Raw genomic sequence first — 14,266 nt, 5'->3', positions numbered from 1 at the left:
ATATGATTCTTTCTAATGAGTTGTTTGATCGCTTTTCATTATAGGTCATATGGGACTTTTTTTCTACACAAAAATAGGCTCCATAATATCCATAGGGGATTTACCCACTACAAATATTATAGAGCCTAAAAAAGCGAACAAGGCAGAATTCTGATTGTCAGAAAACTGGCTTTGCTCGCTTTTTTTATTTAAGGTTAGACTTGTGTTTTATAGTAGATTAAATAAAAAACAGTACACTGTGAATTCTAAAAAATGCTAGAAATTGACTTAACTGCTCTAGTAAATTTGTTCAGATTTTATTTCATTTCACTATAATTTGCTCTAGATTCAAAACTATGCTACAATCATCTAAAACAAGCAAGAAAGAAATAACATGAAAACAGAATATCAAAAAATGATCGCGGGAGAACCCTATCACCCGTTTGATCCAGAACTTCGTGCTCTAGCACAAACAGCACGACAAAAGCAAGCTGCTTTTAATGAAGAAGTCAATCCAGTAAAAGGTATGGGAATCATCAAAGGATGGTTTGGCTCAACTGGTGAAAATCTCTATGTCAATACTCGTTTGGTGGTGGATTATGGGGTCAATATTCATTTGGGAGAAAATTTTTATTCCAATTGGAATCTGACCATGTTGGATGTTTGTCCTATTACTATTGGCGACAATGCAATGATTGGTCCTAACTGCCAATTTTTGACACCTCTTCATCCTCTAGATCCAGAAGAACGAAATTCAGGTTTAGAATTTGGAAAACCAATCACGATTGGTAAAAACTTCTGGGCAGGAGGTGGCGTTATCGTCCTTCCAGGTGTTACACTAGGTGATAATGTTGTTGCAGGAGCAGGAGCTGTCATTACCAAATCTTTTGGTGACAATGTAGTTCTGGCAGGCAATCCAGCACGAGTTATCAAAGAAATTCCAGTCAAAGAAAATTAAAAGAACAGCAAAATGCTGTTCTTTTTTGCTAGAGATTTTTTCTCTTTTTAGCTTTCTTAGTCAAAGCGACGTCACATTTCTCGATCTGTTGTGTCAGATAGCTAGTCATTTGGAAATCGTCGGCATCTGCTTTTAACTCAACTTCATAGACAATGCTAAGGTTGTCCCCTGTATTTGTGCTATTGATCGTAATCATGTCAATTTCTGAGCAGAATTGGTCAAGAGCAGATTGGATAGCATCTTGAATCTTCTCTTGATTAGTTACCGTGATTGTTAAAAGTCTACGGCGTTGATTGTCGGTTTTTATTTGTTGATGTTCCAAAAGGAACCAAACACCCAAGATAAAGAGCGTGAAGAGAATGGCCAAGAAGAGATAGCCTGTTCCGCAAGCCAGACCGATAATAATGGCAAGGAAAATAGCAATCAGTTCTCTTGAACCACTCGTTGCAGAACGGAAACGGATCAAACTAAAGGTTCCGGCTACAGCAATCGAAGTACCCAAGCTCCCATTGACCAGAAAAATAACCAAGGTCATAAGGCAGGGAAGCAGAGTCAAGCTGATAGCAAATTCTCTGGTGTAGAGGGTCCGATATTTGTAGGTCCAAGTAAGTGCCAAACCGAGGATTAGACTGACTAGAAGTGCCAGCAGTAGTTGGAAGGGATCAGCACTTGCAGTGGCGTTGTTGAAAATTGAGTTAAATAGATTAAGCATAAGCGGTACCTGCGCTTTCTATACTGGGACGTGGTGCATAAGGAAACCCTTGAGATTTGTGGTAAGCACAACTGTATTTTGAAAATTTGTGCTCCATCAAACCATACTTGTCTAGGATGTCTTGTAACCACTGGGGTTTGTTTCCAGGAGCCTTAATCTCCATAATCACAGTGTTGTTATCTAAGAGAGGAGCCCCTTGATTTCCCGCGAAGAGACTGACAGTTTCATCTCTATAGACTAGATTTTGGTCAATGGTGATACGAATTTTATTATAGTTGTAGCCCTCGATGTATTTTTTTTCTTTTAATGAATAACGATCGTAGTAGATGTACATACGAGGCTTGATAGTCTGCTTGTAATCTTGGTGAAGCTTTTTCACTTTTTCAATGACAACTGTATCAGTAATACTAGCATCCAAGTACCCTCTGGTCATAAAATTAAGGATAGAACTAGGAGTTGAGAGTAGTCTAAATTTGCGACCAACTCCTTCTTGGTCCTTGGTTTTGATTTCTAAAAATACTTGACTATCTGCTTTGGGTTGACTGAGATAGGTCCGCATCCGAACCTTTTCTTTTCGCTTATTTCCAAAATCATCATCTTGGAGCACATCAAAGTCTTCCGTATCAAAGTAGATATTTGAAATAGTTGAAATTGGATAGTCGTCTTCTACTAGATATTCCTTTAAATCTTGGATGAGTTTGTCTAAAATTTCTTTTGAGACAACATATTTGGTTTCAATCCGTTTGAAAGTTGTTTCTAATGGTTTCATAAGTCTTTCTCCTCTTGCTTTCAGTTATACTATTTTTAAACAAGGATGAACTTGCTTGTTTACGATTTTAAGGAGTTTATCTAAAACTATTGTTAAATTTAACTTAATTGAAACTGAACTTAAGAAAACTTTCAGAAAAAATTTAGGCTTCTTTTAGGAAAGTCCCGTAGACTAGGATCATGTAAATGAAAGATGAGGAAATGAGCATGAAAGCAAAAAAATGGACATTCCTATTAACGAGTATAGCAACTCTAGCACTGGTGACAGCTTGTACCCAGTCAACTTCAAATACAACAGCTAGCAATACCGGAACAACAACGGCATCCACTACAGATGCTAAGAAAACTAGCTATTTCACAGACAAGGACTACGATACTTCCTACGATGAAAAATCTGCATCAACTATAACTCTGTCAGGATCAACAGCGAAGGTATCAGGTGACGGAGTTGCCGTATCAGGATCTACCGTTACAATCTCTAAGTCAGGTACCTATGTGATTTCTGGTCAATCTGACGGTGTTCAAATTAAGATCGAAGCTGGAAATTCTGATGATGTACATATCGTACTAAACGGCGCTACAATGACCAATGCCAATGCAGCTATTTCTGCAACATCAGCTGGACATGTTTACCTAACTCTAGCAGATGGCACAACCAATAGCCTTTCAGATTCAGCTTCAAATAGTGATGACAAGGCTGACGCGGCCCTCTTCTCTAAAGTGGACTTGACCATCAATGGTAAAGGAACTCTCAATGTAGATGGCAAGAAAAACAATGCTATCAAGGCCAACGACACACTTCACATCACAGGTGGAACCTACAACATCACAGCAGTTGGAGATGCCTTTAATGTTAATGATGAACTCAACATTACTGGCACAACCATGACAATCGATGCCAAGGAAGACGGGGTCAAGGTCGATAATGATGACGATACATCTGTTGGAACCATGTATCTCTCTGATAACACTATAACCGTTACTGCAGGTGATGATGGTATCCACGCTTCAGGTGATTTGGTCATCGATAGTGGTACCTATACCGTCAAGAATTCTACAGAAGGGCTTGAAGGAAAATCAATCACTATCAACGGTGGGGACATTACTATTTACTCAACAGATGATGGTGTCAATGCGGCCAACAAAAACGCCCAACAAAGTGAAATTTTCTTTACTATGAATGGTGGGAACTTGACAGTTGAAGTTGGTCAAGGGGACACAGATCCAATTGACTCAAATGGGAATATCACAGTTAATGGAGGAACCATCAAAATGACTGGTCAATCTGGTTTTGACTTTGACGGAACAGCGACCTATACAGGTGGAGATATCTACCTCAATGGTGAAAAACAAACTGAAATCGTCAATTCTATGCCTGGAGGCGGAGGAGCACCTGGCGGTGGCCCTCAAGGAAATGGAGGCCCTGGTGGACGACCATAAAAGAAAATCTCCTTTCTCGAAAGAGAAGGGAGATTTTCTTATGTTATTAGGACGAAAAAGAATTATTCTCCGTCTTTTTTAAAGATGTTTTTTACACCAGCTACTGCACCTTCGACAACTTCTTTTGCATCTTCAGCAACTTCTTTAGCTTTTGAAGCTACTTTTTCTGCAGCTCCTTCTGCTTGAGTTTTTGTATCGCCAGTTAGTTTACCAAAACCTTCTTTAACAGAACCTTTAGCTTGGTTGAATTTTTCTTCGATTGACATGGGGGATACCTCCGTTAATTTTTGTATTATCTAAACTAATACTCAATGAAAATCAAAGAGCAAACTAGGAAGCTAGCCGAAGGCTGTACTCTAGTACGGCAAGGCGAAGCTGACGTGGTTTGAATTTGATTTTTGAAGAGTATAAATCAGATATTAATTTAAGTATACACCCTTTTATGCTAAAAAGCAAAAAACTGATACGAAAAGCATCAGTTTATTTTTTAATAGGTTACAACATTCAATTGACCTTTATCATATTCAGCGATAAAGATATTAGAAACATCTTCGAAACCTTCTTCTTTCAATTTATCAGTTAGCCACTCCTCGGATTTGCCAATTGTTTCTAGGATTTCAACTTGGACAACACCGTCTGTAATGACTGGGTACTTAGGATTCTCGTCACCCATTCTTACGACAATTAGCTGTCCGTTTTGCTCAATCACAGCTCTCTTGACTTCCTTTAGTTGGAAAATTCCTTGAGCACGCAATTTAAGGGCTACATCTGCAGCTGCAAGACCTTTTGAACGACAGGCTTCTGGATCTAATTTTCCATTTTTAATGATAATCGTAGGTTTTCCGTCAATCAGATGTTTAATGAAGGAAACATTAGTATTCAGCCATTTGAGGAGCAAAATGAGAATAGTCCAAATAATGAGGATAACAATGTATTGGATGATGGTGATTGAACTATTGTAGATGATCCCGCCGATAATACCCCCGAGAACAAAGTTCTGTATTTGGTCTACTGCAGAACTTGGTGCTAGATTTCCTTTACCTGTTACATTGATAACAAAAACAAGAGACAGAAGCCCCAAGGCCAATTTAATCGCAATTGTAGCAAAAAAGCTTATCATTTTTCAACCTCCACGAGTTCAACGTCTGATTTATACAGTTCCATTTTTTCTAATAAATAGCTATCTTGGTCAGTCCCGCTAATCGCACGATAAAAATTGTCGCCAACCTTAATAATCGCTCCATCAGTTGTAGCTGATGTATTGACATAAACATCTTTTTTATCAATACCTAACTCTTTTGATACAATCTCGATGAAGTGTAAGGAACTACGAAATTGATTATCGTTGGATTGACTGCTTTGAAGATTCGTAATGCTAATCAATACAAAAGCAATCAAAGTCAAAATAGAAATAATCGATAATTCACGGAACTTACTTCCTCTCTTATCTTGAAAAGCCTTAAATGCAAAAAATCCAGTCACGATAAGCAGTAAAGCTGATACAATAATCATGACCCAATTCTGTTGACTAATCTGACTGAGCACATAGTCATAGGAATAGAATTTCATAAGAACCTCCACTTTTTTTAAAAATTCAATCTATTATAAACTATTTCCTAAGCTATAGCAATTTTATTATGACGAAAAAAAGCATTTAATTGTTGTTTCCTATTTAAATTCAATTTTTCTGAATTGAACTTCGACTCGACCTTGACTTTCTTTCTGTTTTTGATACAATAGTAAAAATTTAGAGGAGGTATTCTATGATTCAGAAACACGCTATTCCTATTTTAGAGTTTGACGACAATCCCCAAGCGGTCCTTATGCCAACGCATGAGGAGTTAGACTTGAAGTTGCCAAAGAAGTGTATCTATGCATTTTTGGAGGAGGAGATTGACCGCTATGCTCAGGAAGTAGGAGCAGAGTGCGTCGGCGAGTTCATTTCTGCCACCAAGACCTACCCAGTTTATGTCATGGACTACAACGGTGAAAAAGTGTGTCTAGCCCAAGCTCCTGTTGGTTCTGCCCCAGCCGCCCAGTTTATGGATTGGTTGATTGGCTATGGTGTGGAGAAAATCATTTCCACAGGAACTTGTGGCGTATTAACGAATATCGAAGAAAATGCCTTTCTGGTTCCGGTTCGTGCTCTGCGTGATGAAGGAGCTAGTTACCATTATGCACCACCTTCTCGTTATATGGATGTTCATGTAGAAGCTATTTCAGCCATCGAGCAAGTCTTGGAACAATTAGGCGTTCCTTATGAAGAAGTTATGACCTGGTCGACAGATGGTTTTTACCGAGAAACAGCTGAAAAAGTTGCCTATCGCAAGGAAGAAGGCTGTGCAGTTGTGGAGATGGAGTGCTCCGCTCTTGCGGCAGTTGCCCAGCTTCGAGGAGTAGTTTGGGGTGAGTTGTTGTTTACGGCTGATTCATTGGCAGATCTCGATAACTATGACCAACGTGATTGGGGTGCAGAAGCTTTTGATAAGGCGCTAGGTATCTGCCTTGAGATCGTTAGTCATATGTGAGTATTCTCAGATTTTTGTGGTACAATGTAGCTATGTTATTAAAATCAATTGTTGAAAAAATAAATACCATTCTAGGGCGTTTATCACCCGCTCGGAGAATCTTTTTAAGTTTTGCTTTGGTTATCCTCTTGGGGTCTCTCCTTTTGAGTCTGCCATTTGTACAATCTCCAACATCTCATGCCGGTTACTTTGATCATTTATTTACAGCCGTATCTATGGTCTGTGTGACAGGACTTTTTACCTTGCCTGTCGCTTCGACCTACAATGTCTGGGGGCAGCTGATCTGTATGTTCTTGATTCAGATTGGTGGTTTGGGTCTCATGACCTTTATCGGAATTTTCTATATCCAGGGCAAGCAAAAACTCAGTCTTCGAGGTCGAGAAACGATTCTGGAGAGCTTTAGCTTCGAAGAAACCCAGTCTCTGAGGGATTTTCTACGTTCCATCTTCGTGACGACTTTTCTAGTAGAAGGATTCGGAGCCTTTCTGCTAAGTTTTCGTTTTGTCCCCGAGTTTGGTTGGGGACGGGGAATTTTTACTTCCATTTTCGTAGCTATTTCAGCTTTCTGTAATGCTGGATTTGATAATTTTGGAAGTACAAGTTTAGTAGCTTTTCAAACTGATCCTTTGATTAATTTAGTGATTGCAGGATTGATTATTACAGGTGGCCTAGGTTTCATGGTCTGGTTTGATCTAGCTACCCAGTTAGGAAAGAAGAAAAAGCGTCGTCTTCGTTTCCATACTAAGCTAGTCCTCTTCTTAACAGCGGGGATTTTATTTGCTGGAACAGTTTCAACCCTCTTGATAGAGTGGAACAATTCGGGAACGATTGGCAATCTCAACTTCCCAGATAAATTGCTGGTTAGTTTCTTCCAAACTGTCAGCATGCGGACGGCAGGATTTGCTTCTGTTGATTTTACTCAGGCTAGGCCTGTTACCTTGATGATCTATATTTTGCAGATGTTTCTGGGTGGGGCACCTGGCGGTACAGCAGGGGGACTAAAAATCACAACCTTCTTTGTCTTGTTGGTATTCGCACGCAGTGAACTTTTAGGGTTACCTCATGCAAATATAGCTCGGAGAACGATTGAACCTCGGACGGTCCAAAAATCATTCAGTGTCTTCATTATTTTTTTATTGACTTTTCTGGTTGGCTTGATTTTACTAGGAATAACAGCAGAAGGAAATCCGCGCTTTATCTACATTATGTTTGAAACTATTTCAGCGCTTGCCACGGTTGGAGTAACAGCTAATTTGACACCAGAGTTAGGTAAGCTAGCGCTTAGTGTCATCATGCTACTGATGTTTATTGGGCGAATCGGACCTCTGACGCTATTAGTTAGTTTGGCTGAGTATCGACCAGATAAGAAAGATATGATCCACTATATGAAAGCGGATATTACCATAGGATAAGAAAGGATAAACTATGTCAGATCGGACAATCGGAATTTTAGGCTTGGGTATTTTTGGGAGTAGTGTTCTGGCTGCTCTCGCCAAGCATGATATAAATATTATCGCTATTGACAACCATGAGGAACGAATCAATCAATTTGAACCAGTCTTGGTGCGTGGTGTTGTTGGAGATATCACCGATGAAGAGCTCTTGCTATCAGCTGGAATTGATACCTGCGATACCGTAGTCGTCGCAACTGGTGAAAATCTAGAGTCTAGTGTTCTTGCAGTCATGCATTGCAAGAGTCTGGGTGTACCGACTGTTATTGCTAAGGTTAAAAGTCATACAGCAAAAAAAGTCCTTGAAAAAATCGGTGCAGATTCAGTCATTTCACCAGAGTTTGAGATGGGGCGTTCGTTGGCACAGACGATTCTCTTTAATAACAGTGTGGATGTCTTTCAGTTGGACAAGAATGTCTCGATTGTCGAGATGAAAATTCCACAGTCCTGGGCAGGGCAGAGTCTTAGTCAACTAGACCTTCGAGGACGGTACAATCTCAATATCCTCGGCTTTCGTGACTACGAAAATGCTCCCTTAGATGTACAATTTGGACCAAATGATTTATTAAAACCGGATACCTATATCATGGCGGTGATTAATAACCAATATTTGGATACCCTAGCAAGCCTTAGTGAGTAGAAGAGGAATGACTATTCTTTTTTTCAACGACTATTGAGTCAATATAAGTATTTTATAAGAGGGATTTAAGAAAAATTTTAACTTTTTCTTAATCCTTTTTAATTTTAGGAGATTATACTAGAGTCATCAAATAAAGAAAAACTCTAAGGAGAATCCTATGAAATTCAATCCAAATCAAAGATATACTCGTTGGTCTATTCGTCGTCTTAGTGTCGGTGTTGCCTCAGTTGTTGTGGCCAGTGGCTTCTTTGTCCTAGTTGGCCAACCAAGTTCGGTGCGTGCCGATGTAGTCAATCCGACCCCTGCCCAAGTCTTGCCAGACGCTGCTTCGGTGAGTGAAAAGAGCGACTTACCAGCAGAGGTTCTCAAGAAAGCAGTTGATGTAGCTATTCCTTCAGAACAGGCAGATTCAACACCTAAAGCAAGCTTGGATACTGCAAGCTCTCCAGAAAAAGCAGATGCAGGTGCTAAAGACCAAGTAGTAGCGCCAAAAGAGGAAGTGCAAGCAAAAGCAGAATCTAAGAAACAGACAGAAGATGCGGTTAAGCCCGTGGCAAGTCCTGCATCTACCGTTTCTGGACAAGACCGTGAAGCGAGTGAAGCGCAACCAGTAACCACCCTAGATGAAGTGCAAAAAGGCGTGGCTGACAACACAAAAAACACAGTGGATGTCCCAGCTACTTACTTGGACAAAGCCAATTTCCCAGGCCCATTCACAGCTGGTGTCAACCAAGTTATTCCATACGAGTTCTTCGCTGGTGACGGCATGTTGACTCGCCTTATCTTGAAAGCATCTGACAAAGCTCCATGGTCAGATAACGGTTCAGCTAAAAACCCTGCTCTTCCACCAGTAGAGAAATTGGGGAAAGGTCTTTACTTCTATGAAGTGGACTTGGCAGGCACCCAAGATAAATCAGATAAAGAGCTTCTTGACCTCTTGAAACAAAATGGCACTCAAAGTTATAAAGCTACTATCAAAGTTTACGGTGCTAAAGATGGCAAGGCGGACTTGAGCAATCTCGTAGCGACTAAAGATTTGAATGTTAATTTGAATGGCTTGACTACTCCAGCTGAAGTCCAAAAAGGCGTAGCCGACAACACTAAAGACACAGTAGATGTTCCAGCTAGCTACCTTGATAAAGCCAACTTCCCAGGTCCATTCACAGCTGGCATTAACCAAGTCATTCCGTATGAATTCTTCGCTGGTGACGGTATGTTGACTCGCCTTATCTTGAAAGCCTCTGACAAGGCTCCATGGTCAGACAATGGTTCGGCTAAAAATCCTGCCCTTCCACCAGTAGAGAAGTTAGGCAAAGGTCTCTACTTCTATGAAGTGGATTTGGCAGGTACTCAAGGCAAATCAGATAAAGAGCTGCTTGACCTTTTGAAACAAAATGGTACGAAAAGCTACAAGGCAACCATCAAGGTGTACGGTGCCAAAGATGGCAAAGCAGATTTGAGCAACCTCGTAGCAACTAAAGAATTGACAGTCAACTTGAATGGCTTGACCACTCCAGCCGAAGTACAAAAGGGTGTGGCCGACAACACCAAAGATACAGTAGACGTTCCAGCCACTTACTTGGACAAGGCCAATTTCCCAGGTCCGTTCACAGCTGGCGTCAACCAAGTCATCCCATACGAATTCTTCGCTGGTGATGGCATGTTGACTCGTTTGATCTTGAAAGCCTCAGACAAGGCTCCATGGTCAGATAACGGTTCGGCTAAAAACCCAGCTCTCCCACCAGTAGAGAAATTGGGCAAAGGTCTTTACTTCTACGAAGTAGATTTGGCAGGCACTCAAGGTAAATCAGATAAAGAGCTTCTTGACCTCTTGAAACAAAACGGCACTCAAAGCTATAAAGCTACTATCAAGGTGTACGGCGCTAAAGACGGCAAGGCAGATTTGAGTAATCTTGTAGCGACTAAGGATTTGACTGTTAATTTGAAGGGGTATAAGTCTCTCAATCCGATGAAATCTCAAATGCCAGCTGCTAGCCAGGATAAGATGATGCCTAACAAAGAGCAGGACAAAACCATGAATGCTAGCCAGCCAATGGCAACACCAAGCATGAAGCAAAAACAAGCTCCAGCAGCCTCAAGTAAAATGCCTGATGAAGGCAAGGTGGCATCTACTAACAAGGTGTCAAGTCCAATGATGGCTGCTCGCATGAAAGAACAAAAAGACATGCTTCCATATACTGGTGAAGCCCAAACATCAATGGCTACTATTGGATTCTTTGGACTCGCCTTGGCAGGACTGCTAGGTGGCCTCGGTTTGAAAGCTAAAAAAGAGGAAAATGACTAGTCTAGCTACAGACTTTCTATCTAGGATTTGAAAAATTCAGATATCGATTAGAATGTTCGTAAAGCGATTAAAATAGTGTTATACTATTGTGGTATAGCACTGTTTTTTTCAAAGGAGAGACAGATGGGAAAGACAATTTTACTCGTTGACGACGAGGTAGAAATCACAGATATTCATCAACGCTATCTGGTTCAGGCAGGATATCAGGTTTTGGTGGCCCATGATGGGGTAGAGGCCTTAGAAATCTTCAAGCGAAAACCAATTGATTTGATTATTACAGATATCATGATGCCTCGGATGGATGGTTATGATTTGATTAGTGAGGTTCAGTATCAATCTCCAGACCAGCCTTTTCTCTTTATCACGGCTAAGACCAGTGAGCAGGACAAGATTTACGGTCTAAGCCTGGGGGCAGATGACTTTATTGCCAAGCCCTTTAGCCCTCGTGAACTGGTTTTGCGTGTCCACAATATCTTGCGTCGCCTTCATCGTGGAGGTGAGACAGAAGTCGTCAGTCTCGGGGATTTACGGATGAATCACGGTAGTCATGAGGTCCAAGTCGGAGATGTGGCGCTTGATTTGACAGTCAAATCCTTCGAACTTCTATGGCTTCTAGCTAGCAATCCAGAGCGCGTTTTTTCTAAGACAGACCTCTATGAAAAGGTCTGGCAAGAGGCCTATGTGGATGATACTAATACCTTGAATGTTCATATTCATGCTCTTCGACAGGAGTTGGCTAAACATGCTAGCGCAGAAACGCCTACTATAAAAACTGTCTGGGGTTTGGGCTACAAAATTGAGAAAGCACGAGGTAATCAATGAAATTAAAAAGTTATATTTTAGTGGGGTATATCATTTCAACACTCCTAACGATTATCGTGGTTTTTTGGGCCATCCAGCGAATGCTAATTGAAGAAAGAGAGATTTATTTCCTAGTGGGTATGACTTTCGTGGCTAGTTTTGTTGGTGCTGGGATTAGTCTCTTTCTTCTGTCGCCAGTCTTTACATCATTGGCTAAACTTAAGGAACATGCCAAGCGGGTAGCGGACAAGGACTTTCCATCAAATCTGGAGGTTCAAGGGCCTGTAGAATTTCAGCAATTAGGCCAAGCCTTCAATGAAATGTCCCATGATTTGCAGGCGACCTTTGATTCCTTGGAAGAAAGCGAGCGAGAAAAGGGCTTGATGATTGCCCAGCTATCGCATGATATCAAGACCCCCATCACTTCGATCCAAGCGACGGTAGAAGGGATTTTGGATGGGGTTATCAAAGAAGGAGAACAGGACCATTATCTAGCAACCATTGGACGCCAGACTGAAAGACTCAATAAACTGGTTGAGGAGTTGAATTTTTTGACCCTAAACACAGCTAGAAATCAGGTCGAAACGACCAGCAAAGACAGTATTTTTCTGGACCAGCTCTTGATTGAGTGCATGAGTGAATTTCAGTTCTTGATTGAGCAGGAGGAACGAGATGTTCATTTGCAGGTAATCCCAGAGTCTGCCCGGATTGAAGGAGATTATGCCAAACTTTCTCGTATCTTGGTGAATCTGGTCAATAACGCTTTTAAATACTCAGCTCCAGAAACCAAGCTGGAAGTGGTGGCTAAGCTGGGAAATAACCAGCTTTCAATCAGTGTGACCGATGAGGGACAGGGGATTGCCCCAGAGGATTTAGAGAATATTTTCAAACGCCTTTATCGTGTAGAGACTTCGCGTAACATGAAAACAGGTGGTCATGGCTTAGGGCTTGCGATTGCGCGTGAATTGGCCCATCAATTGGGTGGAGAAATCACAGTCAGCAGCCAGTACGGCCTCGGAAGCACCTTTACTCTCGTTCTCCATCTCTCTGGCAGTGAAAATAAAGCTTAAACCCCCTTTACAAATCTAACCATTCGTGGTACAATATCCATTGTGTGAAATATCAGCAGGAAAGCATGAAGCTCGTCAACAGATGTCTTCTGATAAGTAACCTTGGCTGTTTAGGCGAAGGGCATCTGCACGAATCAGGGCTTTCTAAGTGACTATTTCCACCGAAATATTATTTATATCAGGAGGACATACACATGTCACGTTATACAGGACCATCTTGGAAACAAGCTCGTCGCCTTGGCCTTTCACTTACAGGTACAGGTAAAGAATTGGCACGTCGTAACTACGTACCAGGACAACACGGACCAAACAACCGTTCTAAATTGTCAGAATACGGTTTGCAATTGGCTGAAAAACAAAAACTTCGTTTCACTTACGGTGTAGGTGAAAAACAATTCCGTAACTTGTTCGTACAAGCTACAAAAATCAAAGGCGGAATCCTTGGTTTCAACTTCATGCTTCTTTTGGAACGTCGTTTGGATAACGTTGTTTACCGTCTTGGTCTTGCGACTACTCGTCGTCAAGCTCGTCAATTCGTAAACCACGGTCACATCCTTGTTGACGGAAAACGCGTTGATATCCCATCATACCGCGTAACTCCAGGTCAAGTGATCTCAGTTCGTGAGAAATCATTGAAAGTTCCAGCAATCCTCGAAGCAGTAGAAGCTACTCTTGGACGTCCAGCATTCGTATCATTCGACGCTGAAAAATTGGAAGGTTCATTGACTCGCTTACCAGAACGCGACGAAATCAACCCAGAAATCAACGAAGCACTTGTCGTTGAATTCTACAACAAAATGCTTTAATTTTAAGATTTATTTTACAAAAAGCCTACAACAGTGGGCTTTTTGCTTTACCTGAAAATTAAACTGTGAAAAACTAGTCAACCTTTATGTGAATTACAAACTTATAATCCATAACATTACAGACTCAAAAAAACATAAGACAGGAACCAAAGCCCTTCTTTCCCCCTTTCTCTGCTATACTACAAGCAGAGAAAGGGGGAAAGCAAATGCTTGAAAAGTATTATGAGAAGGTAAAAGGAATTGTCCATAGATGCCGAAAAGATTATTATCTTCACCTGTGGGAAAAAGAAGACTGGGACCAAGAAGGCATGATCTGTCTCCATGAACTTCTAGAACACCATCCAGAACTAGTGGAAGAAGAAAAGAAACTCTACGTCTACTTCAAAACAAAATTTCGCAATCGAATCCTTGATAGCGTTAGAAAACAAGAGAGTCAAAAACGTCGTTTAGACCGAATGGCCTATGAAGAAGTAGGAGAAATTAGCCATCGTCTACCAGAAGGAGGATTGTGGTTGGATGATTACTACGCTCTTCAGGAATTGTTGAATACTTATAGAAGAAAGTTACCAGAAGATAAGCAAGAAGCTTATGAACGCCTCTGGGCAGACGAACGATTTAAAGGCCGCAAAGCCCTTCTCAGAGAGCTGAAGGAAGTAATTCAGGAGAAATGAAAAAAAGTTAAAAAAAGGTGTTGACAAAGTAAGAAAAGTCGGTATAATAGTAAGAGTTGAAAATAACAACTCCGGTCCGTTGGTCAAGGGGTTAAGACACCGCCTTTTCACGGCGGTAACACGGGTTCGAATCCCGT

Annotated in this window: 15 protein-coding genes; 10 read left to right on the top strand and 5 right to left on the bottom strand. The window is 41.0% G+C overall.

What is annotated here, in order from left to right; all coding sequences use genetic code 11:
* Nucleotides 1-373: 373 nt before the first annotated feature.
* On the top strand, nucleotides 374-937 hold the full coding sequence (locus QM867_RS10250; RefSeq protein WP_414315712.1) for a sugar O-acetyltransferase: 564 nt from the start codon (nucleotides 374-376) through the stop codon (nucleotides 935-937).
* A gap of 28 nt (nucleotides 938-965) precedes the next feature.
* On the opposite strand, the gene QM867_RS10245 is transcribed toward QM867_RS10250, so the two are convergent.
* A complete protein-coding gene (locus tag QM867_RS10245) occupies nucleotides 966-1,649 on the bottom strand; it encodes a DUF4956 domain-containing protein (protein ID WP_414315711.1) in 684 nt (227 codons plus the stop codon).
* A complete protein-coding gene (locus QM867_RS10240; RefSeq protein WP_414315710.1) occupies nucleotides 1,642-2,418 on the bottom strand; it encodes a polyphosphate polymerase domain-containing protein in 777 nt (258 codons plus the stop codon). The genes QM867_RS10245 and QM867_RS10240 overlap by 8 nt, the downstream gene beginning before the upstream one ends.
* 206 nt (nucleotides 2,419-2,624) lie before the next feature.
* Here QM867_RS10240 and QM867_RS10235 point away from each other — a divergent pair, with 206 nt between their 5' ends.
* The gene (locus tag QM867_RS10235) at nucleotides 2,625-3,857 is read left to right on the top strand and encodes a carbohydrate-binding domain-containing protein (protein WP_414315709.1); all 1,233 of its coding nucleotides are present in this window, start codon (nucleotides 2,625-2,627) and stop codon (nucleotides 3,855-3,857) included.
* 62 nt (nucleotides 3,858-3,919) lie between these two features.
* On the opposite strand, the gene QM867_RS10230 is transcribed toward QM867_RS10235, so the two are convergent.
* The 3 genes from QM867_RS10230 to QM867_RS10220 form a co-directional block, all read right to left on the bottom strand.
* Nucleotides 3,920-4,123, bottom strand: coding sequence for a CsbD family protein (locus QM867_RS10230; protein ID WP_414315708.1), 204 nt, complete (start codon nucleotides 4,121-4,123; stop codon nucleotides 3,920-3,922).
* A 221-nt stretch (nucleotides 4,124-4,344) separates the two neighbouring features.
* A complete protein-coding gene (locus QM867_RS10225) occupies nucleotides 4,345-4,977 on the bottom strand; it encodes a DUF421 domain-containing protein (protein ID WP_414315707.1) in 633 nt (210 codons plus the stop codon).
* Nucleotides 4,974-5,426 carry a DUF3290 family protein gene (locus QM867_RS10220; RefSeq protein WP_414315706.1) on the bottom strand — a complete coding sequence of 151 codons (453 nt, stop codon included), beginning with the start codon at nucleotides 5,424-5,426 and terminating at the stop codon, nucleotides 4,974-4,976. The genes QM867_RS10225 and QM867_RS10220 overlap by 4 nt, the downstream gene beginning before the upstream one ends.
* Before the next feature lie 194 nt (nucleotides 5,427-5,620).
* On the opposite strand from QM867_RS10220, the gene QM867_RS10215 reads away from it, so the two are divergent.
* From QM867_RS10215 to QM867_RS10180, 8 genes are all read left to right on the top strand, one after another.
* Nucleotides 5,621-6,385 (top strand): nucleoside phosphorylase, encoded by a 765-nt coding sequence (locus QM867_RS10215; RefSeq protein ID WP_414315705.1) that lies wholly within the window; start codon nucleotides 5,621-5,623, stop codon nucleotides 6,383-6,385.
* 32 nt (nucleotides 6,386-6,417) lie between these two features.
* Complete coding sequence (locus tag QM867_RS10210; RefSeq protein ID WP_414315704.1) at nucleotides 6,418-7,797, top strand: TrkH family potassium uptake protein; 1,380 nt, start codon at nucleotides 6,418-6,420, stop codon at nucleotides 7,795-7,797.
* A gap of 13 nt (nucleotides 7,798-7,810) precedes the next feature.
* Nucleotides 7,811-8,476: a potassium channel family protein gene (locus QM867_RS10205; RefSeq protein WP_414315703.1), complete on the top strand. Its 666-nt coding sequence runs from the start codon at nucleotides 7,811-7,813 to the stop codon at nucleotides 8,474-8,476.
* Between the two features lie 157 nt (nucleotides 8,477-8,633).
* Complete coding sequence (locus QM867_RS10200; protein WP_414315702.1) at nucleotides 8,634-10,781, top strand: SSURE domain-containing protein; 2,148 nt, start codon at nucleotides 8,634-8,636, stop codon at nucleotides 10,779-10,781.
* A gap of 123 nt (nucleotides 10,782-10,904) precedes the next feature.
* Nucleotides 10,905-11,603 (top strand): response regulator transcription factor, encoded by a 699-nt coding sequence (locus tag QM867_RS10195; protein ID WP_075232389.1) that lies wholly within the window; start codon nucleotides 10,905-10,907, stop codon nucleotides 11,601-11,603.
* Complete coding sequence (locus QM867_RS10190) at nucleotides 11,600-12,652, top strand: sensor histidine kinase (protein WP_075232390.1); 1,053 nt, start codon at nucleotides 11,600-11,602, stop codon at nucleotides 12,650-12,652. Before QM867_RS10195 ends, QM867_RS10190 begins: the two co-directional genes overlap by 4 nt.
* Nucleotides 12,653-12,846: 194 nt before the next feature.
* Nucleotides 12,847-13,458: a 30S ribosomal protein S4 gene (gene rpsD, locus QM867_RS10185; RefSeq protein WP_000092756.1), complete on the top strand. Its 612-nt coding sequence runs from the start codon at nucleotides 12,847-12,849 to the stop codon at nucleotides 13,456-13,458.
* A gap of 206 nt (nucleotides 13,459-13,664) precedes the next feature.
* Nucleotides 13,665-14,129 carry a sigma-70 family RNA polymerase sigma factor gene (locus QM867_RS10180; RefSeq protein ID WP_414315701.1) on the top strand — a complete coding sequence of 155 codons (465 nt, stop codon included), beginning with the start codon at nucleotides 13,665-13,667 and terminating at the stop codon, nucleotides 14,127-14,129.
* Nucleotides 14,130-14,266 lie beyond the last annotated feature (137 nt).

The organism is Streptococcus infantis (assembly GCF_047463635.1).
GTDB classification, from domain to species: Bacteria; Bacillota; Bacilli; order Lactobacillales; family Streptococcaceae; genus Streptococcus; species Streptococcus infantis_W.
The sequence above is the reverse complement of the archived record's forward strand: the minus strand, read 5'-3'. Positions and strand labels throughout refer to the sequence as shown.